This is a genomic window from Cellulosimicrobium sp. NPDC030954 (assembly GCF_055571305.1).
Map to the genome: position 1 here is coordinate 371,825 of NZ_JBVIFN010000001.1, position 24,181 is coordinate 396,005.

At 75.7% G+C, this 24,181-nt stretch carries 21 protein-coding genes; 11 read left to right on the plus strand and 10 right to left on the minus strand.

Translation table 11 applies throughout. From position 1 onward, the window contains the following. Positions 1-503 precede the first annotated feature (503 nt). Together ACZ402_RS01640 and ACZ402_RS01645 are read left to right on the plus strand one after the other, a co-directional pair. Positions 504-1,124: a DUF47 domain-containing protein gene (locus ACZ402_RS01640; protein WP_021482999.1), complete on the plus strand. Its 621-nt coding sequence runs from the start codon at positions 504-506 to the stop codon at positions 1,122-1,124. Between the two features lie 5 nt (positions 1,125-1,129). Continuing rightward, positions 1,130-2,131 carry an inorganic phosphate transporter gene (locus ACZ402_RS01645; RefSeq protein ID WP_375822528.1) on the plus strand — a complete coding sequence of 334 codons (1,002 nt, stop codon included), beginning with the start codon at positions 1,130-1,132 and terminating at the stop codon, positions 2,129-2,131. A 55-nt stretch (positions 2,132-2,186) separates the two neighbouring features. Here the strand turns inward: ACZ402_RS01645 and ACZ402_RS01650 are convergent, their stop codons facing one another. The 3 genes from ACZ402_RS01650 to mshD are packed head-to-tail and all read right to left on the minus strand — an operon-like array spanning position 2,187 to position 6,561. Continuing rightward, entirely contained in the window at positions 2,187-3,224 is a 1,038-nt protein-coding gene (locus ACZ402_RS01650) for an NUDIX hydrolase (RefSeq protein WP_375822527.1), read from the minus strand. Positions 3,225-3,227: 3 nt separating this feature from the next. Next, the gene (locus ACZ402_RS01655) at positions 3,228-5,492 is read right to left on the minus strand and encodes an RNA degradosome polyphosphate kinase (protein WP_375822526.1); all 2,265 of its coding nucleotides are present in this window, start codon (positions 5,490-5,492) and stop codon (positions 3,228-3,230) included. Between the two features lie 43 nt (positions 5,493-5,535). Beyond that, positions 5,536-6,561: a mycothiol synthase gene (mshD, locus tag ACZ402_RS01660; protein WP_375822525.1), complete on the minus strand. Its 1,026-nt coding sequence runs from the start codon at positions 6,559-6,561 to the stop codon at positions 5,536-5,538. Positions 6,562-6,797: 236 nt separating this feature from the next. Between mshD and ACZ402_RS01665 the strand changes: the two genes are divergently transcribed. Both ACZ402_RS01665 and ACZ402_RS01670 read left to right on the plus strand, forming a co-directional pair. Continuing rightward, the gene (locus ACZ402_RS01665) at positions 6,798-7,928 is read left to right on the plus strand and encodes an FAD-dependent oxidoreductase (RefSeq protein WP_375822763.1); all 1,131 of its coding nucleotides are present in this window, start codon (positions 6,798-6,800) and stop codon (positions 7,926-7,928) included. A 40-nt stretch (positions 7,929-7,968) separates the two neighbouring features. After that, complete coding sequence (locus tag ACZ402_RS01670) at positions 7,969-9,393, plus strand: MFS transporter (RefSeq protein WP_375822524.1); 1,425 nt, start codon at positions 7,969-7,971, stop codon at positions 9,391-9,393. Between the two features lie 118 nt (positions 9,394-9,511). On the opposite strand, the gene ACZ402_RS01675 is transcribed toward ACZ402_RS01670, so the two are convergent. From ACZ402_RS01675 to ACZ402_RS01695, 5 genes are all read right to left on the minus strand, one after another. After that, complete coding sequence (locus ACZ402_RS01675; RefSeq protein WP_375822523.1) at positions 9,512-10,486, minus strand: pentapeptide repeat-containing protein; 975 nt, start codon at positions 10,484-10,486, stop codon at positions 9,512-9,514. A 139-nt stretch (positions 10,487-10,625) separates the two neighbouring features. Continuing rightward, positions 10,626-12,656, minus strand: a complete 2,031-nt coding sequence (acs, locus tag ACZ402_RS01680; RefSeq protein ID WP_375822522.1) for an acetate--CoA ligase — start codon at positions 12,654-12,656, stop codon at positions 10,626-10,628. A 231-nt stretch (positions 12,657-12,887) separates the two neighbouring features. Beyond that, a complete protein-coding gene (locus ACZ402_RS01685) occupies positions 12,888-13,721 on the minus strand; it encodes a TrmH family RNA methyltransferase (protein WP_375822521.1) in 834 nt (277 codons plus the stop codon). A gap of 3 nt (positions 13,722-13,724) precedes the next feature. Next, a complete protein-coding gene (locus ACZ402_RS01690; RefSeq protein WP_375822520.1) occupies positions 13,725-15,212 on the minus strand; it encodes an NAD-dependent malic enzyme in 1,488 nt (495 codons plus the stop codon). A 416-nt stretch (positions 15,213-15,628) separates the two neighbouring features. Further along, positions 15,629-16,444: an HAD family hydrolase gene (locus ACZ402_RS01695; protein WP_375822519.1), complete on the minus strand. Its 816-nt coding sequence runs from the start codon at positions 16,442-16,444 to the stop codon at positions 15,629-15,631. A gap of 144 nt (positions 16,445-16,588) precedes the next feature. Here ACZ402_RS01695 and ACZ402_RS01700 point away from each other — a divergent pair, with 144 nt between their 5' ends. Genes ACZ402_RS01700 through ACZ402_RS01715 form a run of 4 tightly spaced genes read left to right on the plus strand, consistent with a single transcriptional unit; the run spans position 16,589 to position 19,824 of the window. After that, complete coding sequence (locus tag ACZ402_RS01700; protein WP_375822518.1) at positions 16,589-17,305, plus strand: CpaE-like family protein; 717 nt, start codon at positions 16,589-16,591, stop codon at positions 17,303-17,305. Continuing rightward, a complete protein-coding gene (locus tag ACZ402_RS01705; protein ID WP_375822517.1) occupies positions 17,302-18,546 on the plus strand; it encodes a TadA family conjugal transfer-associated ATPase in 1,245 nt (414 codons plus the stop codon). The genes ACZ402_RS01700 and ACZ402_RS01705 overlap by 4 nt, the downstream gene beginning before the upstream one ends. A 7-nt stretch (positions 18,547-18,553) precedes the next feature. Further along, positions 18,554-19,204 (plus strand): hypothetical protein, encoded by a 651-nt coding sequence (locus ACZ402_RS01710; protein ID WP_375822516.1) that lies wholly within the window; start codon positions 18,554-18,556, stop codon positions 19,202-19,204. Beyond that, the gene (locus ACZ402_RS01715; protein WP_375822515.1) at positions 19,201-19,824 is read left to right on the plus strand and encodes a type II secretion system F family protein; all 624 of its coding nucleotides are present in this window, start codon (positions 19,201-19,203) and stop codon (positions 19,822-19,824) included. Before ACZ402_RS01710 ends, ACZ402_RS01715 begins: the two co-directional genes overlap by 4 nt. Positions 19,825-19,838: 14 nt before the next feature. On the opposite strand, the gene ACZ402_RS01720 is transcribed toward ACZ402_RS01715, so the two are convergent. Continuing rightward, a complete protein-coding gene (locus ACZ402_RS01720; protein ID WP_375822514.1) occupies positions 19,839-20,246 on the minus strand; it encodes a hypothetical protein in 408 nt (135 codons plus the stop codon). 151 nt (positions 20,247-20,397) lie between these two features. On the opposite strand from ACZ402_RS01720, the gene ACZ402_RS01725 reads away from it, so the two are divergent. Genes ACZ402_RS01725 through ACZ402_RS01735 form a run of 3 tightly spaced genes read left to right on the plus strand, consistent with a single transcriptional unit; the run spans position 20,398 to position 21,494 of the window. Continuing rightward, on the plus strand, positions 20,398-20,604 hold the full coding sequence (locus ACZ402_RS01725) for a DUF4244 domain-containing protein (RefSeq protein ID WP_375822513.1): 207 nt from the start codon (positions 20,398-20,400) through the stop codon (positions 20,602-20,604). A 3-nt stretch (positions 20,605-20,607) separates the two neighbouring features. Next, positions 20,608-21,030 carry a TadE family type IV pilus minor pilin gene (locus ACZ402_RS01730; protein ID WP_375822512.1) on the plus strand — a complete coding sequence of 141 codons (423 nt, stop codon included), beginning with the start codon at positions 20,608-20,610 and terminating at the stop codon, positions 21,028-21,030. Next, entirely contained in the window at positions 21,027-21,494 is a 468-nt protein-coding gene (locus ACZ402_RS01735; RefSeq protein ID WP_375822511.1) for an Rv3654c family TadE-like protein, read from the plus strand. Before ACZ402_RS01730 ends, ACZ402_RS01735 begins: the two co-directional genes overlap by 4 nt. A 121-nt stretch (positions 21,495-21,615) precedes the next feature. On the opposite strand, the gene ACZ402_RS01740 is transcribed toward ACZ402_RS01735, so the two are convergent. Beyond that, positions 21,616-24,138: a DEAD/DEAH box helicase gene (locus ACZ402_RS01740; protein ID WP_375822510.1), complete on the minus strand. Its 2,523-nt coding sequence runs from the start codon at positions 24,136-24,138 to the stop codon at positions 21,616-21,618. Positions 24,139-24,181: the final 43 nt, after the last annotated feature.

Below are 24,181 nucleotides of genomic sequence, written 5' to 3' on the forward strand. Positions count from 1 at the left end.
GCGGAGGGTGCGGGATCCGGGGGTGGTGCGCACGTCGGGGGGTGGGGTTCTCGCGGAGCGCGAACACGGGGTCGGCGAGGTACCTCGGGGGCCGGCCGGCACGTACGATGGTTCACGACGCCGGGCCGCGGTAGCCCCGGGCTCCACACTCAGCCGCTACGAGCGGCCACGCGCCGAGAGGCGCTCCCGGTCCGGCGTCGCCAACTTCTCCCGCCTTCCCCGCCCGCCGCGCCCGCGTCGTCGCGCACGGGACGGGTGGCAGCCCCGGCGAGGACGCCGGGCACGGGCTGTGAGCGTCCTGAGGATCCGGGACCTTCGCCCCGACGATTCCAGCATCGCGCCGCGCGTCGGATACATTTGACGAGAGTTCGACGTGCGTTCATCCAGAGATCATCCGACCCGAGATCGTGACCACCCCGGCCGACCGGCCTGTCCGGCGGCCGAGCGGCCCCTGTGGCCGACGCCAGCTCAGCCCCTACCCCGCGTCCCTTCCGGAGCCTCCCGTGCGCCTGCGCCTGACACCGCGCGACACCTCGTTCTTCGACCTTCTCGCCGCCTCGGCGCAGCACCTGGTCACAGGGTCCACGCTCCTGGCGGAGCTGCTGGGCGCGGACCGCCCGACGCGCAAGCAGCTCGCGAAGCAGCTCAGCGAGACGGAGCACCTCGCGGACGACGCGACGCACTCGATCATGCGACGCCTCAACCAGACGTTCGTCACGCCGTTCGACCGGGACGACATCTACGCGCTCGCGTCGGCGCTCGACGACTGCATGGACTACATGGAGGAGGCGGCCGACCTCATCGTCCTCTACAAGGTGGACGAGCTCCCGGCCCGCGTGTCCGAGCAGGTCCAGGTGCTCCAGCGCGCGTCGGAGCTCACGGCCGAGGCGATGCCGCGCCTGCGCTCCATGGACGACCTCCCCGAGTACTGGGTCGAGGTCAACCGCCTGGAGAACCAGGCGGACAAGGTCCACCGCAAGCTGCTCGCCGAGCTGTTCGACGACGTGTCCGACCCGGTCCTCCTCATGAAGCTCAAGGAGATCGTGGAGGTCCTCGAGCAGGCGGCCGACGCCTTCGAGAAGGTCGCGAACACGGTCGAGACCATCGCCCTCAAGGAGTCCTGAGCCCCGTGGAGGCAGTGCTCGTCGTCGTCGTCGTGGCGTTCGCCCTGGCGTTCGACTACACCAACGGGTTCCACGACGCCGCGAACGCCATCGCGACCTCGGTCTCGACCAGGGCCCTCACGCCGCGTGCGGCGCTCCTCATGGCGGCGGTGTTCAACCTCATCGGCGCCCTGCTGGGCACGGCCGTCGCGCAGACCATCGCCGAGGACATCGTCGCGGTCAACGACGTCCCACCCCATCAGGGCCTCGTGATCGTGCTGTGCGGCCTCGTCGGCGCGATCACGTGGAACCTCATCACGTGGTGGCTGGGGCTGCCGTCGTCCTCGACGCACGCGATCATCGGCGGTCTCGCGGGCGTCGGGATCGCGTCGGGCATCACGGTCCACTGGGACGCGATCCTCGACAAGGTCGTGCTGCCCATGGTCTTCTCGCCGCTCATCGGCTTCGGCCTCGCGTTCGCGCTCATGGTGCTGCTGCTGTGGGTGTTCCGGAACGCGGCGCCCGCCCGGGCGTTCCGTCGCTTCCGCATCGCGCAGACGGCGTCGGCGGCGGCGATGGCCCTGGGGCACGGCCTCCAGGACGCGCAGAAGACGATGGGCGTCATCGTGCTGGCGCTCGTCGCGGGCGGGTTCCAGGACGACAACACGATCCCGCTGTGGGTCAAGCTCTCCGCGGCGACCGCGATCTCGCTCGGCACCTACGCCGGCGGGTGGCGCATCATGCGCACGCTGGGCCGCAAGATCATCGAGCTCGACCCGGCGCGCGGCTTCGTCGCCGAGTCGGTGTCCGCCGTCGTGCTCTACGCCAACGCGTTCATCTTCCACGCGCCCGTCTCGACGACGCACACCATCACCTCGGCGATCATGGGCGTCGGCGCGACCAAGCGCCTGTCCGCGGTGCGCTGGGGCGTCGCCAAGAACATCGGCGCCGCGTGGGTGCTGACGATCCCCGCCGCCGCGCTCGTCGCGGCCGTCGTCTACTGGATCCTCAGCCCGATCCTGCTCTGAGCCTGCTCGCGCAGGACGTGACGCCCGGGCCGCGCGTCCGTGCGGTCGGGGGCGGTCAGTGCAGCGGCGGGGCGACCTTCTCCGCCGCGACGACGCGCGGGCCCTTGGACGTGCGGGCGACGTGGGCGACGATCATCTCGCCCGGCTCGAGGAACGGGTCGTGCGTCGGCAGCGCGTTCGCGACGGGCCGCCGTGAGTGCTGGCCGAGCACGTCAAGCACGGTGGGCAGCACGGGCCGGTGCGTGCACAGCACCGACGACCGCTCGGCCTCGAGGAGCTCGCGGACGGTCCGCGCGACGCGCGCGGGGGAGCGCTCGTGCTGCGCCTCCGTGAGGTGGTCGATGCTCACGGTCTCCAGCCCGGACGCGCCGGCGTAGGGCGCGATGGTCTGCGCGCACCGGTCCCAGCGGCTCGTCACGACGGTCTCGACCCCGTACGCCGCGAGCACGGGCACCAGGGCGACGGCCTGGGCGTGCCCCGCGGGGGTGAGCGGCCGGTCCTGCTCGTCGCCGTGCCACGCCGAGCGCGCGACGGCCTTGCCGTGCCGCGCGATGACGACGACGTGCGTCGCCAGCCGGCCCTCCTCGCGCTCGCGCACGAGCGCCTCGAGCGGGGCGCGGTCGGCCTGTCGCGTGAGGCGCTGCGCGGCGTCGTCGGCCGAGAGCCACGCCGCGCGGTCGATCTCCTGGGGAGAGACCGGCGGGACGGGGGCGCGCGCGGCGAGCGCACCGACGTCGGACCGCCGTGACGCCCGGCGCGCGGCCCAGTAGTGCACGCGCTTCACGCGGCCCTCGGGCGTGAGGTACTGCAGGCCAGGCAGGGGGACGCCCAGCACGACCGGCTTGCCCGTCTCCTCGGCGACCTCGCGCGCCGCGGCGGCCTGGAAGGTCTCGCCGGGGTCGAGCTTGCCCTTGGGCCACGACCAGTCGTCGTAGCGGGGCCGGTGGACGAGCCGGACCTGCAGGTCGTCGTCGCGCACGCGCCACACGAGGGCCCCGGCGGACTCGATGACCGGGGCGTGCGAGACGTGCGTCGGGCCGAGGGCGTCCACGAGGGGCAGACCGCTGCGCAGGGCGGGGGAGGGCACACCCATCCGCTACCGCCTCCCGACGAGCCGGCGGCGCTGTCGCTGCACGAGGCTCGCCTGGAGGTCGACGAGGGGCGTGCCGTCGGGGCCCGACTCCGGCCGGTGCCACGTGCCGTCGGCGTCGAGGTGCCACGACGCGGTGCGCTCCGACATCGACGCGTCGAGCAGGTCGAGCAGCTCGATCACCTGGTCGGGGTCGGTGATGCGCACGAGCGCCTCGACGCGGCGGTCGAGGTTGCGGTGCATGAGGTCGGCGGACCCGATGAACACCTCGGGTCCGCTGTCCGGGCCCTCGCCGATCGCCGGGCCCGCGGAGTTCGCGAACGCGTAGATGCGCGAGTGCTCGAGGAAGCGGCCGAGGATCGAGCGCACCCGGATGTTCTCGCTGAGGCCGGGGACGCCGGGACGCACGGCGCAGATGCCCCGCACGACGAGGTCGACCTTCACGCCCGCCTGCGACGCGCGGTACAGCGCGTCGAGCGTCGTCTCGTCGACGACGGAGTTGACCTTGATCTTCACCCACGCCTCGTGGCCCTCGCGCGCGGCGCTCGCCTCGCGGTCGATCCGCTCGACCAGGCCGGAGCGGACGGTGCGGGGCGCGACGAGCAGGCGGTGGAACCGCGACTGCGGCGCGTACCCGGAGAGCTGGTTGAACAGGCGCGTGAGGTCCTGCCCGACGTCGGGGTCGCACGTGAGCAGCCCGTGGTCGGTGTAGAGACGCGCGGTCTTGGGGTGGTAGTTGCCGGTCCCGACGTGGCAGTAGCGGCGCAGGCCGTCCGACTCCTGGCGCACGACGAGCGAGAGCTTGCAGTGCGTCTTGAGCCCGACGATCCCGTACACGACGTGCACGCCCGCCTGCTCGAGCTTGCGCGCCCAGGAGATGTTGGCCTGCTCGTCGAACCGGGCCTTGATCTCGACGAGGGCGAGCACCTGCTTGCCCGCCTCCGCGGCGTCGATCAGGGCGTCGACGATCGGCGAGTCGCCCGACGTCCGGTACAGGGTCTGCTTGATCGCGAGGACCGCCGGGTCCGCCGCCGCCTGCTCGAGGAACGTCTGCACCGACGTCGAGAACGAGTCGTACGGGTGGTGCAGCAGCACGTCGCGCTCGCGGATCGCGGCGAACACGTCCGTCGGGGACGAGCTCTCCACCTCGGCGAGGAGCCGGTGCGTCGTCGGGACGAACGGCGGGAAGTGCAGGTCCGCACGGTCGAGGTCCGCGATGAGGTTGAGCCCGGTGAGGTCGAGCGGCTCGGGCAGCTCGTACACCTCCTCCTCGACGACGCCGAGCTCGCGCACGAGCAGCGCGCGGATGCGCGGGCTGATGCCGGGCGTGAGCTCGAGCCGCACGGGCGGGCCGAACCGCCGGCGCAGGAGCTCCTTCTCCATCGCCTGGAGCAGGTTCTCGGCGTCGTCCTCCTCGACCTCCACGTCCTCGTTGCGCGTGACGCGGAACAGGTGGTGCTCGCGCACCTCCATGCCCGGGAAGAGGTGGTCGAGGTGCTGGGCGATGACCTCCTCGATGGGCACGAACGACGTCGGCCCGCGGTCCGGGGCGGCGGTCTGCGACGTCGGCGCGCTCGGGCGCCCGCGCGCGTCCACGGCGATGAACCGCGGCAGCAGCGGCGGCACCTTGACCCGGGCGAAGTGCTCCTTGCCCGTGGTCGGGTTGGCCACGACGACCGCCAGGTTGAGCGACAGCCCCGAGATGTACGGGAACGGGTGCGCCGGGTCGACGGCGAGCGGCGTGAGCACCGGGAAGATCTGCTTGCGGAAGAACTTGTGCAGGCGCTCCTGCTCGCGCGTCTCGAGCTCGTCCCAGTGGACGAGCGTGATGCCCTCCGCGGCGAGCGCGGGCTGCACGTCGTCGGCGAACACGCGCGCGTGCCGCGCCATGAGGTCGTGCGCGCGCTCGCTGATCGCGTCGAGCACCTGGCGGGGCGACAGGCCCGACGCCGCGGTGACCGCGATGCCCGTCGCCATGCGGCGCTTGAGGCCCGCGACGCGCACCATGAAGAACTCGTCCAGGTTGGACGCGAAGATCGCGAGGAACCGGACGCGCTCCAGGAGCGGCTGGCTCGGGTCCTCCGCGAGCTCGAGCACGCGCTGGTTGAACGCGAGCCAGCTCAGCTCGCGGTCGGCGAACCGGTCGTCGGGCAGCGGACCGAGGTCGAGCTCCGCACCCACCTGCCCGATCTCCGGCTCCTCCGCGATGTGCTCGGCGATGTGCGCGGCGAGGTCCGGGTCGAGCGTGCGCTGCGTGGACGTGTCGGTCATGGGTTCATGGTGGCACCAGTTGGTGAACGGTGCGTGACACGGGTCACCGCGCGGTCGGGCGCGCGTACTGCACGTGCACCGCGCGCCGCGTGAAGCCCGCGCGCTCGTACGTGCGGACGGCGGGCACGTTGTCGCCGTCCACGTAGAGGACCGCGGTCGTGGCGCCCCGGTCGGCGAGGTGCGCGAGCCCGACGGCGGTCAGCAGCCGGCCGAGCCCCTCGCCCTGGGCGGTCGGGACGACCCCGACGACGTAGATCTCGCCCTCGCGCGCGCCGTCGGGCTGACCGGTCGGGACCTTGGTCCAGACGAACCCGACGAGCCCGGGCGCCCCGTCGCCGGGCGCCGGGTCGCGCTCGAGGAGCAGGAGGCCGGCCGCGTCGAACCAGTCCTCGCGCATCCGTGCGTGCAGGTCGTCGACGGTGAGCCGGCCCTGCTCCGGGTGGTGCGCGAACGCGAGCGCGTTCGCCCGGACCCACGCGTCGTCGTCGTCCCCGGGCACGAACGCGCGCAGCCGCAGGCCGTCGGGGACGGCGGGGCGCTCCTGCGGTCCGGCGAGCGGCCGTTCGAGGACCAGCAGCTCGCGCACGACGTCGTACCCCGCCCGCGCGGCGAGGCCGCGGGCCGCGGGGAGGTCGCCGTGGGCCCACACGCGCAGCGGAGGGCGCGGCGCCCGGGCGGGCTCGCCGTCGGTCTCCGCGCAGGGGTGCGGCTGCCCGTCGTGGTCGGCGCCCTGCTCGTGGTCGCTCGGCCGCGGTTCGGCCGCGCGGTCGGCGGCGCTGCCGAGCAGGTGGAACCCCAGCCCGTGCCGGCGGTGCGCGGGGCTCACCACGATCTCCGCGCTCGGCGCGTCGCCGCGCTTGTCCACCTGCGCGTAGCCCGCGAGCTCGCCCTCGCGCCACGTGAGGAGGTGCACGACGTCGTCGGTCGCCTCGCGCAGGTTGAGCAGCGGCTGCTCGGAGAGGGGCGCGACGCCGTCCGCGCTCTCGGCCGCTGCGGCGAGCTCGTGGACCTGCGTGATCTCGACGTCGTCGATGAGCGGCCCGGTGTGCCAGAGGATCGCGGTCTCCACCGCCCAATCTTGCCCCCGGCGCCCGCGCCGTGCCGAACCCGACGTTGCCCGTCGTCGAGCACGACATGGAGGTCGCCATCAGCTCGATAACGCCCCTCATGTCGTGTTCGGCACATTGCTGGGTGGCGGGGAAGGTTCGGCTGGGCCGGGTCGTTGAGGGGGACGTGAGCCAGGTGAAGGACGTGCGGGACACGGTGGGCACGGGTGCGGGGGGCGCCGGTGGCCCGTGGGGCGCCGTGCGCGACGTCGTGGTCGTCGGCGCCGGGCAGGCGGGGCTCTCCGCCGCGTACCACCTGCGGCGCGCCGGGCTCGACCCGCTCGTGCTCGACGGCGGTCGTGGTCCCGGGGGCGCGTGGCAGGAGCGCTGGGACTCGCTGACCATGGCGGAGACGCACGCCGTGCACGACCTCCCGGGCGTCCCGCTCCCGGCCGGCGACCCCGCGGAGCGCGCGAACGTCGCCGTGCCGCGCTACTACGCGGCGTACGAGCGCGAGAACGACCTGCGCGTCGTGCGCCCGGTCACCGTCGACGACGTGTCCCAGGACCCCGACGACCCCGCCCTGCTGCGTGTCCGCGCGACGGTCGGCACCGGGCCGGACGCGCGCGGGCTCACCGTGCGCACGCGCACCCTCGTCAACGCGACCGGCACGTGGACGCGGCCGTTCTGGCCCCGCTACCCGGGCATGGAGACGTTCCGCGGCCGCCAGCTCCACACGCACGACTTCCGCTCCGCCGCGGACTTCGCGGGGCGGCACGTGGTGGTCGTGGGCGGCGGGGCGTCCGCGACGCAGCTCCTGCTGCAGATCGCCCCGCACGCGTCCGGCACCACGTGGGTCACGCGCCGCGAGCCGGTGTGGGTCGAGGAGGAGTTCTCGCCCGAGCTCGGTCGCGCCGCGGTCGCGCGCGTCGCCGAGCGGACGTCCGCGGGCCTCCCGCCGGGGAGCGTCGTCTCCGTCACCGGCCTCCCGCTCTCCCCGCGCTACCGCGCGGGGATCGCGAGCGGGGTGCTGCGGCGCCGGCCCATGTTCGACCGGGTGACGGCGTCGGGCGTCGAGTGGGCCCCGGGCGCGAACGACGACGGCCTGCTGTTCCAGCCCGCCGACGTCATCCTCTGGGCCACCGGGTTCCGCGCCGCGCTCGACCACCTCGCGCCGCTCGGCCTGCGCGCGCCCGGCGGCGGGATCGTCCTCGACGGCACGACGGCGGCCCGCGACCCCCGCGTGCAGCTCGTCGGGTACGGGCCCAGCGCGTCGACGATCGGCGCGAACCGGGCCGGCCGTGAGGCCGCACGCGGGGTCTTGCGCGCTCTGGGGACGAGCCCGGGGCGCGGCGACGCGGCAGGATCTCGGCGCCCGGTGGCGGCGTGAGGGCTCGTCAGGGCGGCCCGCCGGGACCTACCGTGCTCCGGTGAGCACCGAGCCGCCCGCCCCCGATCCGTCGACGCCTCCGTCGACCCCGACCTCCGACGTGCGTGACGACGTCCCCGCGCTCCCGACGCAGCGCCGCACCCTGACGACCCTCGCCGCGACGCAGGTGCTCTCCGGCGTGGGCGTCGCGAGCGGGATCGCGGTCGCCCCGCTCGTCGCGTCCGCGCTCTCGGGGTCGGACGCGATCGCGGGCCTCACGTCGACGTCGGGCGTCGTCGGCGCCGCGCTCGTCGCGCTGCCCCTCGCGCACGTCGCGGGCCAGCGCGGGCGGCGGCCGTCCCTCCTCCTCGGCTTCGGCGTCGCGACGGGCGGGGCGGTCCTTGCGACCGTCGCCGTGCTCGTGGGCTCCTGGCCGCTGCTCGTCGTGGCGATGCTCCTCTTCGGGTCGGGGACCGCGGCCGGGCTCGCGTCGCGCTTCGCTGCGACCGACCTCGCGACGCCCCAGCGGCGGGCGCGCGACCTGTCGGTGGTGGTGTGGGCGACGACGGTCGGGTCCGTCGTCGGTCCGACGCTCGCCGGGCTCGCCGACCGCGTCGCCGGGCCAAGCCTGCGCCTGGGCGGCGACGCGCACGCGCAGCACGGCTCGACGGCACCGAGCGCCGCACCGTTCGTCCTCGCGGCGGTCGCGTTCGCGCTGGCGGCTGCCGTCGTCGTGGTCTGGCTGCGACCCGACCCGCTGCTCGCGTCGCGCGCGACAGCCGACGCGGTGTCCGACGCGGTGCCCGACGCAGGGCCAGGTGCGGTGCCCGGCGCGGCCTCGGGCGCGGCGCCGGGGGCCGGACCGGGTGACGGCAAGGGATCGTCGTGGCGCGACGGCCTGCGCGCCGGGTGGGCCGTCGTGTCGGCCAGCCCGACGGCGCGCCTCGCCCTCGGGGCGATCGTCCTCAGCCACCTCGTCATGGTCGGGCTCATGTCGATGACGCCCGTCCACATGAACCACGGCGGCGCGACGCTCCAGGTCGTCGGGCTCGTCATCAGCGCGCACATCGCGGGCATGTACGCGCTGAGCCCGGTCGTGGGGTGGCTCGCGGACCGGGTCGGGCACGCGCGCGTCCTCTACGTCGGGGGCGCGCTGCTCCTCGCGGCCGCGGTCGTCGTCGCAGGCGCGCCGGGGGAGGACTCCGCGCGGCTGACGGTCGGCCTCGTGCTCCTGGGGCTCGGCTGGTCGTGCGGGCTCGTCGCCGGGTCGGCGCTGCTCGTCGACGCGACGCCCGGGCCGTCGCGCACGTCCGTGCAGGGGCTCTCCGACCTCGCGATGAACACGGGCGGTGCCGTCGGCGGCATCCTCGCCGGAGCGATCATCGGGTTCTCGTCGTACGGCTCGCTCGCCTGGGGCGCGGCGGTCCTCGTCGCCGTGTGCGCGGTGCTCGCAGCCCCGCTGGCACGGCGGGCCACCCTGCGCTGACGGCGGTCGAGCCGACTGCGTCCGCGCCGACGGCCGCCGAGATCGGCGCTCCCGGTCCAGATCGGCAGTCGCGGCTGCCGATCTCGACAGGGAGTGCCGATGTCGCGGTGCGCCCGGGTCAGGGGTGGAGCGTGGCAGGGAGGGTCGTGCGCTCGTCCCGGCGGACGGCGCCGGCCTGCGCCGGGGTGAGGAAGAGTGCATGCGCGAGGTCGGCACCGCGCGCGTCGGCTCCCCGGAGGTCCGCGCCGAGGAGGTCGACGGCGTCCAGCCGGGCGTCGCGCAGGTCGGCGCCCAGCAGCAGCGCGCCCCGCAGGTCGGACCCGGTGAGGTCGAGCCCGCGCAGGTCGGCGCCGACGAGGTCCGCACCCGGCCGCAGGCGGCGGCGCGCGCTGCCGTCCGGCACCCGGTGCCCGACGGCGTGCCCCGGCTTCCCCCGGTCGTGCCCCTCGGCGTGTCGTCCGCCGCGTGCCGCCCGCGACCCGGTGTCCGCTCCGTCCGGACGGGGAGGACGGCGCGACGCGGCGCGCCGGGCCGTGTCGCGCACGAGCGCGCTCGCGCGGTCGACCAGCGGCCCGACGTCACGACGGACGGCGCCGACGTCGAGCGCGAGGAGGTCCGCCGGCGCGAGCTCCGCGAGGGGCGCGGTCCGGTCGAGGGCCCGCCGGGCGTCGTCGTGCACGGGCGCGGCGGCGGGCAGCGTCAGCACCTCGGCGAGGTACCAGAGCAGCTCGTGGAGCTGCGTGACGACGGGGAGCGCCGCGAACGCGTCGCGGGCGGCGGCGGGGTCGTCGCGCCACGTCGCACCGTCGTGCGCGGACCGGACGGCCGCCGTCACCCGCTGGCCGGCCCCGAGGCAGTCGTACGCGACGCAGCCGGGGAACCCGGACTCGCGCAGCCGCGCGTGGATGCCGCAGCCGAAGTCGTCGCGCAGGTTCGGGCACGGGGCGCCCGCGGGCTTGTCGATCGCGAAGTCGGCGGAGCGCACGAGGTGCAGCCCCACGCAGCACAGGCCGGTGCAGCGCGCGCAGTCGCTGCGCAGGTCGAGCTGCTCGACGAGGAGGGCGCGACCGTCGGCCGCGGGAACGGGTGGCACGTCCCGACGCTACGCCGTCCGCGGGACGCCGGGCACGGGCATATCGACCGCCGAGCGCGGGAGGGCGACCGGGTCCGGACGGGGTCGGTGTCGCTCTCCCCGCGAGAACGACACCGACCCCGTGGTCGGCGGAGGCCGGTCAGTCCTCCGAGGACGACGGCTTCTGCAGGCCGGCCGAGATGAGGTCCATCACCGACGAGTCGGCGAGGGTCGTCGCGTCGCCGACGGTGCGGTTCTCCGCGACGTCGCGCAGCAGGCGGCGCATGATCTTGCCGGACCGGGTCTTGGGCAGCTCCGGCACGACGAGGATGCGCTTCGGCTTGGCGATCGGGCCGATCTCCTTCGCCACGTGGTTGCGCAGGTCGGTCTGCACGGCGGCGGCCCCCTCGGCGTCCGCGGCCTTCGCCGCGTGCTCGCCGCGCAGGATGACGAACGCGACGACGGCCTGGCCCGTGAGGTCGTCGCTCGCGCCGACGACCGCGGCCTCCGCGACGATCTCGTTGGACACGAGCGCCGACTCGATCTCGGTCGTCGACAGGCGGTGGCCCGAGACGTTCATGACGTCGTCGACGCGGCCGAGGAGCCAGATGTCGCCGTCCTCGTCCTTCTTGGCGCCGTCGCCCGCGAAGTAGATCCCCGGGAAGCGTGACCAGTAGGTGTCCTTGAAACGCTCGAGGTCGCCCCAGATGCCGCGCAGCATCGACGGCCACGGCTCGGACAGCACGAGGTACCCGCCGCCGCCGTTCGGCACCGAGCGCGCCTCGTCGTCGACGACGTCCGCGACGATGCCCGGGAGCGGCACCTGGGCGGAGCCCGGCTTGGCGGCCGTCACGCCGGGGAGCGGGGAGATCATGATCGTGCCCGTCTCCGTCTGCCACCAGGTGTCCACGATGGGCGTGCGGTCGCCGCCGATGACGCGGCGGTACCACATCCACGCCTCGGGGTTGATGGGCTCGCCCACCGAGCCGAGGACGCGCAGCGACGAGAGGTCGAACTTCGCCGGGATCTCCTCGCCCCACTTCATGCACGCGCGGATCGCGGTCGGCGCGGTGTAGAGGATCGAGACCTTGTACTTCTCGACGATCTCCCACCAGCGGCCCTGGTGCGGGGAGTCGGGCGTGCCCTCGTAGATCACCTGCGTCGCGCCGTTGAGCAGCGGCCCGTAGACGACGTAGGAGTGGCCGGTGACCCACCCGATGTCGGCCGTGCACCAGTAGACGTCGCTCTCGGCCTTGAGGTCGAAGACGTTGCGGTGCGTGTACGCGGACTGCGTGAGGTAGCCGCCGGTCGTGTGGAGGATGCCCTTGGGCTTCCCGGTCGTGCCGGACGTGTAGAGGATGAACAGCGGGTGCTCGGCCTCGACCCAGACGGGCGTGTGGGTCGTGTCGGCCGACTCGAGCGCGTCGTGCCACCACACGTCGCGGCCCTCGGTCCAGGCGGTGTCCTGACCCGTGCGGCGCACGACGAGCACGTGCTCGACCGTCGTCGGGTCCGCGCCCTCCTTGGGCGCGAGCGCCTCGTCGACCGCGGGCTTGAGCGCGGAGGCCGCGCCGCGGCGGTACCCGCCGTCGGCCGTGATGACGAGCTTCGCCTCGGCGTCGGCGATGCGGCTGCGCAGGGCGTCGGCGGAGAACCCGCCGAACACGACCGAGTGCGGCGCGCCGATCCGTGCGCACGCGAGCATGGCGACGACCGCCTCGACGATCATCGGCAGGTAGATGACGACCCGGTCGCCCGTCTCGACGCCGAGCGCGGCGAGCGCGTTCGCCGCGCGCGACACGTCGCGCTGCAGCTCCGCGTACGTCACGGTGCGCGTGTCGCCGGGCTCGCCCTCGAAGTGGATCGCGACCCGGTCGCCCAGGCCCGCCTCGACGTGGCGGTCGACCGCGTTGTACGCGGCGTTCAGCGTGCCGTCCGCGAACCAGCGCGCGACCGGCGCCTGCGACCAGTCGAGCGTCTCCGTGAACGGCGTCCGCCAGGTGACGAGGTCGTTCGCCTGCCGTGCCCAGAACGCGAGCCGGTCGGCCTGCGCCTCCTCGTAGAGCTCGGGCTTCGCGTTCGCCTGCGCGGCGAACTCCGGGCTCGGCGGGAAGCTCCGGGTCTCGTGGAGGAGGTTCTCCAGGCTGGGGGTGGTGTCCGCCGCCGCGGTGGTGGACTCGTTCTCTGGCACGCTGACCTCCGGTGCGCATCGACTCTGGTGCGGCGCCCGTGCGTGGGTCGCCGAGGGAGCGGCGGCGGACGCAGGACGGTCGGACGCCCACGATGGTGGGCCCCGACCTTGGGGAGTCTAGACCCGTTGTCGTGAGCGCGGTCACAGGAGTCCACCATTCGGCGGGACCGCTCGCAAATGCCCGGCACCGGCTGTCGGCGGTGCAGCAGAGGCTGCTCCCGGGTGAGAGCGTCAGCGCGCCCGGCGCTGCCGGACCGCCTCGTACAGGACGACCGTCGTCGCGCTCGCGGCGTTGAGCGAGCTCGCCGAGCCGAGCATCGGGATGCTCACCATGACGTCGCACGCCTCGCGCCACCCGGCGCTGAGGCCGGACGTCTCGTTGCCGGTGAGGACGAGCGTCGGGCCGGTGAGGTCGTGGTCCGCGAGCTCGACGTCGCCGTCCTCGTCCGTCCCGAGCAGGGTCAGTGGGACCCCGGCGGACCGCTGCGCGGCGACCCAGTCGAGGACGTCGCGCCCCGCGGGGACGCGCACGGTCGGCACGGAGAAGATCGAGCCGGTGCTGGCACGCACGGCGCGCGGGTCGTACGGGTCCGCGGCGTGCCCCGCGACGACCAGCCCGCCGCCGCCGAACGCGTCGAGCGAGCGCGCGACGGTCCCGACGTTGCCCGGGCTCGTGGGGCGGTCGAGCACGACGCCGAGGAACGCGGCGTCCTCCCCGGAGGCGCGGCCGCCCACGGTGATCCGCCCCAGGTCGTCGGGCGGCGTCGCGACGACCGCGAGCAGCTCGGGCGCGTCGTCGTCCTTGCCGCCGAGCTCGCGCATGAGCTCCGACGACACCGCGAACCGCCGGGTCCGCACCCGGTCGAGCATCGCGTGGGCCCAGCCCGACAGCGACCGGTCCGCGTCGACGAGCCACGTCCGCACCGTCCAGCCCGACTCGACGGCGAGCGTGATCGGCCGCACCCCCTGGACGAGCGTCTCGCCCGCGCGGTGCCTCTTGGTGCGGTTGGTGAGCAGCGCCTCCCACTGCTGGAACGCGGCGTTGCGGGTGGTGACGCGCTGCACGGGTCAGGCCTCCGGGGTGGTCGGGGCCGGCGAGGCCGACGGGGATGCTGTCGCGGACGCGACGCGCGGGAGCCCGCCGGTGAGCGCGGCGGGCTCGGTCGCGTCCGCCTCGCGCGCGGCGCGCTCGACCGCGGCGGCGACGAGCGACGTCACCTCGGGGTTGAACACGCTCGGGATGATGTAGGTCGGGTTGAGCTGGTCCTCGTGGATCGCGGACGCCAGGGCGCGCGCCGCGGCGAGCAGCATCCCGTCGGTGATGCGGTGCGACTGCGCGTCGAGGAGGCCGCGGAACACGCCCGGGAACGCGAGGACGTTGTTGATCTGGTTCGCGAAGTCGGAGCGCCCGGTGCCGACGATCGCCGCGTGCCGCGCCGCGTCGTCCGGGTCCACCTCGGGGCGCGGGTTCGCCATCGCGAAGACGATCGCGCCGGGCGCCATGCGCGCGACGTCGTCGCCGGTGAGGACGTCGGGCGCGGACACGCCGATGAAGACGTCCGCGTCGACGACGGCCTCGCGCAGCGTCCCCGTGACGTGGCGCGGGTTGGTGTTGACGGCGGTCCACGCGAGCGACGGCGACAGCCCCGGTCGCGCCGGGTGCACGACGCCCTCGACGTCCGCGACGACGACGTCGTGCGCGCCCGCCGCGAGGAGCAGCTTGAGCACCGCGGTCCCGGCGGCGCCCGCGCCCGACAGGACGATGCGCACGTCGGACAGCTCCTTGCCGACGACCTTGAGCGCGTTCGTCAGCGCCGCGAGCGCGACGATCGCCGTGCCGTGCTGGTCGTCATGGAACACCGGGATGTCGAGCTCGGCGCGCAGCCGCGCCTCGATCTCGAAGCAGCGCGGCGCCGAGATGTCCTCGAGGTTGATACCGGCGAACACGGGCGCGATGGCCTTGACGGTCCGCACGATCTCGTCGACGTCGGTCGTGTCCAGCGCGATCGGGAAGGCGTCGATGTCCGCGAACCGCTTGAACAGCGCGGCCTTGCCCTCCATGACGGGCAGCGAGGCGAGCGGGCCGATGTCGCCCAGCCCGAGCACCGCCGAGCCGTCGGTGACCACCGCGATGGTGTTGCGCTTGATCGTGAGGCGGCGGGCGTCGTCGGGCTTGGCGGCGATGGCCTCGCACACGCGCGCGACGCCGGGCGTGTAGATCATCGACAGGTCGTCGCGGTTGCGGATCGGCACCTTGGACTCGATCTGCAGCTTGCCGCCCAGGTGCAGCAGGAACGTGCGGTCGGAGACGCGGTCCACGACGACGCCCGGCAGCGCGCGCAGCGCCTCCACGATCTGCCCGGCGTGCTCCTCGCCGCGCGTCGCGACCGTGACGTCGACCGTGATGCGCTCGTGGCCCGACGCCGTGACGTCGAGGGCGGAGACGATCCCGCCCGTGTGCTCGATCGCCGTCGTCAGCTCGCTCACGGCGGTGGGGCGCGCCTCGACCTGCAGGCGGACGGTGATGGAGGAGGAGACACTCGGCGCTGACGTCATGGGCTCCAGTATCGCGCGGCGACCACGCGCCCGGCACGACGACGGCGCCCCGTCAGGAGCGCCGTCCCGCCAGCATCGCGGCGGCTATCAGGCGTGCAACCGTGTCCGCTGCAACGGCGCGAGGTGGCCGTCGTGGCCGGGTCTCGTCCGGTCAGCGAGTCCCTACGTGGACTTCCTGCGCGTGGGTACCGCCGAGATGCTGTTGTCCCTCCATCACAGCCCGGGCGGGCGGGGAGCGCAACCCGTCGGCCGCGACTTCCACACCCTGTTCTACGACCGTTCGAACGCCCGGGTGCGGTTGGTCCGGGACGTCCGGATCAGGACCGCGAGATAGCGATCCCCGGCGCCGAAACCCTTCTGGATCATGCTGGGAGTCGCTATCTCGGCCGGGGGTCGCTATCTCGCGGCGGGCGGTCCTAGCGCCGCCGGCGCAGGGTGCGCCACACCAGCCACGCCACGACGCCGAGCGCGACGACCCCCGCCGCGGCGAGGAGCGGCGTCGAGCCGGCGAGGTGGGAGCGCAGCGCGACGGGCTTCGAGAACGTCAGGGCGCCCCAGCCGTGCTCGGCGGCGAGCCGGCGCAGCGTCCGGTCGGGGTTGACGACGAACGCGTGCCCGACCGCGCCCAGCATGGGCGCGTCGGTCACCGAGTCGGAGTAGGCGTAGCTCGCCTCCAGGTCGTACCCCTCGCGCGCGGCGAGCTCGCGGATCGCGGCCGCCTTGTTCTCGCCGTACGCGTAGAAGTCGATCGCGCCCGTGTACCGGCCGTCCTCGACGGCCATGCGCGACGAGATCGCGTGGTCGGCGCCCAGCACCGCCGCGATGGGCTCGACGACCTCGCTCCCGGAGGCGGACACGATGACCACGTCGTGCCCGTGCTCGTGGTGGGACTCGATCAGCTCGACCGCCTCCGCGTAGACGACGGGGTCGATGTGCTCGTGCAGCGTCTCCTCGACGATGCGCGACACCGTGGCGACGTCCCACCCGGTCACGAGGCTCGACAGGTGCGCGCGCATGCGCTCGGTCTGGTCCGCGTCGGCACCGCCCACCATGAACAGGAAGTGCGCGTAGGCGCTGCGCAGCACGTCCCCGCGGTTGATGAGCCCGCCGGCGAAGAACGGCCGGGAGAACGCCGCGGCCGACGACGTCGCGATGATCGTCTTGTCCAGGTCGAAGAACGCGGCGACCCGGCCGGCGCGCGGCGGGTCCGTCGGGTCCAGGAGCGGAGTCACGGTCGCGAGCCTAGCCGCGCAACGTGGCCGTCCACAGGAGCGCTCGCCGAGGCACCCGTCCACAGGTGGTACGTCCCGCCCGACGCCGCCCGCCCGGCCACGGCAGGGTGGGGCGCCGGTCGACGGGCGGTAGGGGAGGACGCGATGGGCGGGACGGTCGTGGCGGTGGTGGGAGCGCGCGGCGGCGCGGGGGCGAGCGTGGTCGCCTCCTCGCTCGCCCGGGCGGTGGCACGACGGCGCGCCCCCACCTGCCTGGTCGACCTCGCGCTCGTGGGCGGCGGGCTCGACGTGCTGCTCGGCATCGAGCAGGACCCGGGCGTGCGCTGGCCCGACCTCGCCGACGCGCGCGGCCGGCTCGACGGCGAGGACCTCCTCGCACGCCTGCCGCGGTGGGGCACGGTCCCGGTCGTCAGCACCGAGCGCGGCGGCGGCCCGGAGCCCGCGGCGCTCGCAGACGTCGTGGCGGCGCTCGCCGAGGCCACGTCCGGCCGGTCGGGGGTGCTCGTGCTCGACGTCGACCGCGCCGCGCTCGGGTCCGGTGCCGCGGGCGCGGGGCTGCTCGGCGCGTGCGACGAGGTGCTGGTCGTGACGCCGCTCGACGTGGCCGGCGTCGCGGGTGCGGCGGCGGTGCGCGACCGGGTCCCCGGTCCGGCGGCGCTCGTCCTGCGCCGGCCGGCTCCGGGGCGGTTGTCCGGCGGCGAGGTCGCGGACGCCGTCGGGCTCGGGGTCGCCACGACGGTCGGCTGGGACCGGGGCCTCGCCGGAGCGATCGAGCGCGGCCAGGGCCCGTGCGTCGGGCGCGGGCCGGTCGTCCGCGCGGGACGTGACCTCGCGGCGCGGTACGCGGGGAGCCTCGGGTGAGCGGGCGCGACGCCAAGCCGGGACGCTCGGAACGGGGGCGCGGCCCGCTGCTGGACGGCGTCCGGGACCGCCTCGTGCGGGCCGGCGCGGAGCCTGGCCCGGGCTCGGCGGGACCCGACGACGCGGCCGTCGCCGACGCGCTGCGGGCGTCCGGGCGCGTGCTCGGCACGACCGCCCTGCGGGAGCTGACGCGCACGGCGCACGCGGAGATCTTCGGCGCCGGACCGCTCCAGCGCTACCTCGACGAGCCGGGGGTGACCGACGTGCTCGTCAACGGGCCCGACGAGGTCTGGGTCGACCGCGGCGCCGGGCTCGAACGCGTCGTCGTCCCGCTCGGAGGGCCGGAGGCCGTGCGGTCGCTGGCCGTGCGGCTCGCCGCCGCGGGCGGCCAGCGCCTCGACGACGCCTCGCCCGTGGTCGACGCCCGGCTCCCCGACGGGACGCGCCTCCACGCGGTGGTGGCGCCCGTGTGCGGGGCCGGGGCCGTGATCTCGCTGCGCGTGCTGCGGACGCGGACGTTCGGCCTGGCCGACCTCGTCGCGTCCGGCACGGTCCCGCGCGACTGGGAGCCGGTCCTGCGCGGGCTCGTCGCGGCGCGCGCGAGCGTGCTCGTCTCCGGTGGGACCGGGACCGGCAAGACGACGCTGCTCGCCGCGCTGCTCGCGCTCGTCCCGCCCGACGAGCGCATCGTCTGCGTCGAGGAGGCGCGCGAGCTCGACCCGGACCACCCGCACGTCGTCCCGCTCACCGCACGCCGGGCGAACGTCGAGGGCGCGGGCGGCGTCGACCTCGCCGACCTCGTGCGCGCCGCGCTGCGGATGCGACCCGACCGCATCGTGCTGGGCGAGTGCCGCGGTGCGGAGGTCCGCGAGGTGCTCATGGCGCTCAACACCGGCCACGAGGGCGGGCTGGCGACCATCCACGCCAACGACGTCGAGGTGATCCCCGCCCGCCTGGAGGCGCTCGCGGCCCTCGCGGGGATGGACCGTGCCGCCGTGGCGGCGCAGGCCGTCGGCGGGCTCGACGTGGTGCTGCACCTGCGCCGCGTGCGCGCGGGCGGCACGACCCGGCGCGTGCTCGCCCAGATCGGTGTCGTGCGAGGCGACGTCCGGGCCGGGCTCCGGGTCGACGTCGCGGGCTCGTGGGACGGGGCGGTTCCGCGCGGTGGGTCTTCCGGCGAGGACGAGGGGCCCGTCGCGGGCCCGGCCTGGGACGAGCTCGTGGCGCGGTGGTGCGCGTGAGGTCGACGTGACGGTCCTCGTGGGTGCGCTGGTCGGTGCCGCGGTCTGGTGCGCGACGGCGCGGGGCGGGCGCCGGGCCCGCGGCGTCGTCGGCCCGTGGTCGCCGCGGCCCGGGCGACGGCTGCACCTGCGGGGCCGGTCCCGGGCACAGGCCGTGCCGGAGCTCGTGCGCGTCGTCGTGACGCAGGTGGGGTCGCTCCTGCGGTCCGGGGCCGCGCCCGGTGCCGCGTGGGAGCGGGCCCTCGGGGTGCGGGTCGACGCCGCGGGCGTCCCCCGCGTCGTCGACCTCGCGCCGCACGTGGGCGGGCTGCCCACCGCGCGCGCCCTCGTGGCGGCCTGCCGGCTGGCGGTCGAGGTGGGCGCACCGCTGGCCCCGGTGCTCGACGAGGTCGCGGCCTCCGTGGCGGCGGACGCGGAGGCCCGCGCGGAGCGGGACGCCGCGCTCGCCGGGCCGCGGGCGACCGCGCGCGTGCTCCTGTGGCTCCCGGCCGTGGGCGTCCTGCTGGGCTACGTCCTCGGCGCCGACCCGCTCGGCACCGCGACCGACGGCGGCATCGGGTCCGTCGGGGTGCTCCTCGGGCTCCTGCTCCTGCTCGCGGGACGCACGTGGTCCGGGCGGCTCGTCGAGCGGGCACGCGCCGCGGGGGAGGACCGGTGAGCGCGCTCCTGGTGACGGCGTGGGTCCTGGCGGCGACGACGCCGTGGTGGGCGGCGCGGGCGGCCGTCGTGCGACGGGCCGGCGCTGTGGCCCAGCAGGACGGTGCGGCCGGAAGCCCTGACGGGACGGGGGATGTGGGGACGCGGAGGGCCGGGCGCGGAGGGCGGGAGCGCGCGGAGGACGCCGGGCCCCTCGAGACGGGCGTGCTCCTCGAGCTCCTCGCGGCCGCGGTTCGGTCCGGCGCCGCGGTGCCGCGCGCCCTGGACGTCGTCGGGTCGAGCGTCGGTGGTCGTGAGGGTGCCGCGCTGCGGGCCGCGGGCGCTGCCCTCCTCCTCGGCGCGTCGTGGGACGCCGCCTGGGCGACGGCCCCGCCGCGGCTCGCGGTCGTGCAGCGCGCGCTGCGTCCGGCCTGGCTGCACGGCGCAGCGCCCGCGCCCGCGCTGCGCGCCGCGGCGCAGGCGTCGCGCCAGGACCGGACCGCCGCTGCCAAGGCCGCCGCGGCGCGCCTCGCCGTGCACCTCGTCCTCCCGCTCGGCGCCTGCTTCCTCCCGGCGTTCGTGCTCGTCGGGCTCGTCCCCGTCCTCGTCTCGCTGGGGTCAGGTCTGGTGGGCGGACGGTGAGCCTCGGCTCCCTGCTACGCGGACGGCTCCCGGCGGGTGACGCGGAGCCCTGCGACCACTAGTCCTGAGACCCCCACCCCGCCCAGGACGAGAGCGGCGGTCGTGATGCCGGGGAGGACCGTGCGGGACGTGTGCACCTCGCGGCCGTCCGGTAGATGCCACGTGCAGTCGAGGCGGGCCGGCAGGAGCGTGAACCGTCCGACCACGCGGTCGGTGTAGCCGTCGAACCTGGGTGGCGCCTGCTGCTCCAGCAGGCAGGCGATCGAACCGTCGTTCGCGTGCCGGTAGCGCACGACGGCGGTCGGGGCGAGCGCCACCAGGACGGCAACGACGACGCACAGGATTCCGCCGGCGAGGGCCGCCAGGCGCGCGCGGTCGAGGCGCGTCGTCCGCGCCGCACCCTCCTCCGACGCTCGTGCCACGCCAGGATGCTACGCGCGTGGGCGTCCACAGGCCCGGATCGAGAGGGTCCCGTCCACCATCGATAGTCGGATCCCTACGTGAGCACGCCTGCGTGCGGCACGGTGGCGCCGCACGCCCGCGACCGCGGGCCACGAGAAGGGGGAAGCACCCATGGCAGGACATGTACGGCGCGTGCTCGCGCGCCTCACGGGCGACGGCACGGGGCAGGACGCCGAGTCCGGCCTTGCGACCGCCGAGTACGCGATCGCGACGGTCGCGGCGGCGGGCTTTGCCGGGCTGCTCATCGTCGTGCTGAAGAGCGGCGAGGTGCGCGAGCTGCTGCTCGGCATCGTGCGCAGCGCGCTGTCGCTGGGCTGAGCCGTGCGACAGGACGCAGGCGCGGGCACCGGTGCGTGGCGCAGCTTCCGGTCGCGGGCGCTGCGCTCGCCGGAGGTCCGGTCGCGCGGCGATCGGGAGCGGGGTGCGGTCACGGCCGAGCTCGCCGTCGCGCTGCCGGCGGTCGTCCTCGTCCTCGTCGTCGTCCTCACCCTCGCCGCGGCGGCGGGCGCCCAGATGCGCTCCGCCGACGCGGCGAGGGCCGCAGCCCGTGCGGCGGCGATCGGCGAGGACGACGCGACCGTGCGCGCGACGGCGCTCCGGGTGGCGGGGGACGACGCGACCGTCGGCGTCGTGCGCGGCGACCCGTGGGTCGAGGTCCGGGTCACGACGCCCGTCGTCGGTGGGTGGCTCTCGGGGTCGCCACTGCGCGCGAGCGGCGAGGCCGTCGCGTGGGTCGAGCCATGACCCGGGAGCGGGCCGCCGTCCGGCGAGACGCGGCCGCGCGTGCGCGGGCGAGGCGCCGTGCCGGTCGCCGCGCTGCCCTGGCCGGGGCCGGGCGGCACGACGAGGCGCCCGACGCGGAGCGCGGCGCGGGCACGGTGCTGGTGCTCGGCATCGTCGCCGTCGTGCTCGTGCTCGCCCTCGGGCTGGGCGCGCTCGCGCACGCCCAGGCGGCCCGCGGGGCGGCTCAGACCGGCGCCGACCTCGCGGCGCTCGCGGCGGCAACGGCCGCCCGCGACGGCTGGGAGCCCTGCAGCCGCGCCCGTGAGGTCGCGGCCCGCAACGCGGTGGCGGTCACCGCGTGCGCAGAGCAGGGCGGCGGGGTCGTGCGGGTCGACGTCGCCTCGACCGCCGGCGTCACCGTCCTCGGCGTCGCGCTGGGCCGGGCGACGGCTGCCGCCCGCGCCGGCCCGGCGACCGCACGCTGAACGAGCGCCCTGGTCGCGGTGACCACCCACCCTGACCGGCCCAGGCGACCACGCGGCGTCGGGCACAGAAACCCGGTTCTACCTCGCGCAAACCAGGGCTCTACCTCGCGCGACCACGGTTCTACGGGGTGGGGGCGTGGGCGAGGACGGCGTCGAGCAGGCGGACGGCGGCGGCCTTCTCGAGCGGGGCGTTGTACGACCCGCACTTGGGGGACTGCACGCACGCCGGGCAGCCGTCGTGGCAGGGGCAGCGCGCGATGGCGTCGCGCGTGGCGCGCAGCCACGTCGCGCCGAGCTCGTACCCGCGCTCGGCGAAGCCCGCTCCGCCGGGGTAGGCGTCGTGGACGAACACGGTCGCCTCGCCGGTGTCGGCGTGCAGGGCGGTGGAGACGCCGCCGAGGTCCCAGCGGTCGCACGTCGCGAGGAGGGGGAGCAGGCCGATGGACGCGTGCTCGGCGGCGTGCAGGGCGCCGGGCAGCTCGTCGGCGTCGACCTCCGCCTCCTCGATCACGGACGCGGGGACCGTCCACCAGACGGCCATGGTCGGCAGCGTGCGCTCGGGGAGGTCGAGCGTCTCGGTGCCGAGCACCTGCATGTCCGGGAGCCGTCGGCGCTGGAAGCTCACGACCTGCGAGCACACGTCGACCGGGCCGTACCCCCAGCCGACGGGCCCCCAGGACCGCTCGACGACCTCTCGTCCGGCGGCGACGTCCCCGTCCGCGGGCTCGTCGACGATCGTGATGGACGTCGTGGACCGGGACCACGTCCCGTGGTCGACGTCCTGGCGGCGCACGAGCGCGACGTGGTCGGTCAGGTCGAGGTGCTCGACGACGTAGGTGCGGCCCTGGTGGACGTACACCGCGCCGTCGTGCACGGACCCGTCCGCGGACGCCGCGTCGACCGTGCCGAGCAGCCGGCCGGTGCGGGCCTCGGCGACCCGCACGGGCGCGCCGCCCGAGCCGCGCAGGTCGGTCATGCCCGACGCGGGCTGCGCGTGCGTCCAGTACCACCCGGAGGAACGACGGCGCAGCGCGCCCCGGGCGACGAGCACGTCGAGCAGGCCGCGCACCGCGTCGGGGTCGCCGAACGCCGCGAGGTCGTCGGACCGCAGGGGGTTCTCGGCAGCGGCCGCGCACAGGTGGGGCGCGAGGACGTAGGGGTTCGCGGGGTCGAACACGGTCGCCTCGAGCGGGGCGTCGAGCACGGCCTCGGGGTGGTGCACGAGGAAGGTGTCGAGCGGGTCCTCCCGGGCGACGAACGCGACGAGTCCGTCGGCCCCCGCGCGCCCGGCGCGTCCCGCCTGCTGCCACACCGACATGCGCGTGCCGGGCCACCCCGCGATGAGGACGGCGTCGAGCCCGGAGATGTCCACGCCGAGCTCGAGCGCGTTGGTCGTCGCGAGGCCCAGGACGTCGCCCGCGCGCACGGCGTCCTCGAGCTCGCGCCGCTCCTCGGGCAGGTAGCCGCCCCGGTAGGCGGCGACGCGCCGCACGAGCCGCGGGTCGACGACGCGCACGCTGTCCTGCGTCTGCACCGCGACGGACTCCGCGCCGCGACGCGAGCGGGTGAACGCGAGCGTGCGCGCGCCCGCGATGACGAGGTCCGCGAGCAGGTCCGCCACCTCGGCCGTCGCGCTCCGACGGGGATGCTCCGCCGCGGCGTCGACCGTCGTCGGGACGGTCGGGTCGTCCTCGCGGCCCTCGGCGGGCGTGTCGGAGGGCCCGGCCGCGGACGTCGCGTCGAATCCCACGACGACGGGCGGCTCCCACAGCGCGAACGTCTTGCGCCCCGCGGGCGAGGTGTCCCGCGCGACGGTCACGACGTCGTCGGGCTCGACCCCGACGAGCCGCGCGGCGCTCGTCGCGGGGTCGGCGGTCGTGGCCGACGCGACGACGAACGTCGGCGGGCGGTCGCCCTCGCGCGCGTAGTGCGCGGCGAGGCGCCGCAGGCGGCGCAGGACGAGGGAGACGTGCGCGCCGAACACCCCGCGGTAGGCGTGGCCCTCGTCGACGACGACGTAGCGCAGGTCGCGCAGCAGCCGCGACCAGCCGCGGTGGTACGGCAGGAGCGCGAAGTGCAGGAAGTCGGGGTTGGTCAGCACGACGTCGGCGTGCTCGCGGACCCACCGCCGCTCGTCCTGCCCGGTGTCGCCGTCGCACGTCGCGACCCGGACGTCGCGCGTCCCGGCGGCGTCGAGCAGCCGCTGGAGCCCTGAGAGCTGGTCCGCGGCGAGCGCCTTGGTGGGGGACAGGTAGAGCACGGAGCCGCGGCGTGCGACCGACTCGATGCGGCCGGGGTCCAGGACGCGCGCGGCGGCGTCGGCCCGCACCGCCGAGAGCGCGGGCAGCCAGAACGCGAGCGACTTGCCGGACCCGGTCGACGTGGCGAGCGCCACGTGCCGACCGGACCAGGCGGCGTCGGCCGCGGCGACCTGGTGCTCCCACGGGCGCTCGACGCCGAGCGCGCGGTAGCCCGCGACGAGCGACGCGTCGGCCCACCCCGGCCAGTCGGCCTGCACCCCCTCCCGAGCGGGCAGCTCGCGCACGTGCAGCAGCCGCTCGTCGCGCCGCCCGCCCGCGCGCAGCACGTCGAGCAGGGCCGCGCTCGTCGGTCGCAGGGAGGTGGGGGAGGGGGCGTGCGGCACGCCTCCGAGTCTCCCACCTCCGGCCCGTCCTTCGGCCGACGGC

Bases quoted from the DNA above. Each gene is read 5' to 3' on its own strand.
- ACZ402_RS01725 (WP_375822513.1), top strand. From the start codon at position 20,398: ATGGCAGGACATGTACGGCGCGTGCTCGCGCGCCTCACGGGCGACGGC.
- ACZ402_RS01690 (WP_375822520.1), bottom strand. From the start codon at position 15,212: ATGACGTCAGCGCCGAGTGTCTCCTCCTCCATCACCGTCCGCCTGCAG.
- ACZ402_RS01655 (WP_375822526.1), bottom strand. From the start codon at position 5,492: ATGACCGACACGTCCACGCAGCGCACGCTCGACCCGGACCTCGCCGCG.
- ACZ402_RS01650 (WP_375822527.1), bottom strand. From the start codon at position 3,224: ATGGGTGTGCCCTCCCCCGCCCTGCGCAGCGGTCTGCCCCTCGTGGAC.
- ACZ402_RS01735 (WP_375822511.1), top strand. From the start codon at position 21,027: ATGACCCGGGAGCGGGCCGCCGTCCGGCGAGACGCGGCCGCGCGTGCG.
- ACZ402_RS01700 (WP_375822518.1), top strand. From the start codon at position 16,589: ATGGGCGGGACGGTCGTGGCGGTGGTGGGAGCGCGCGGCGGCGCGGGG.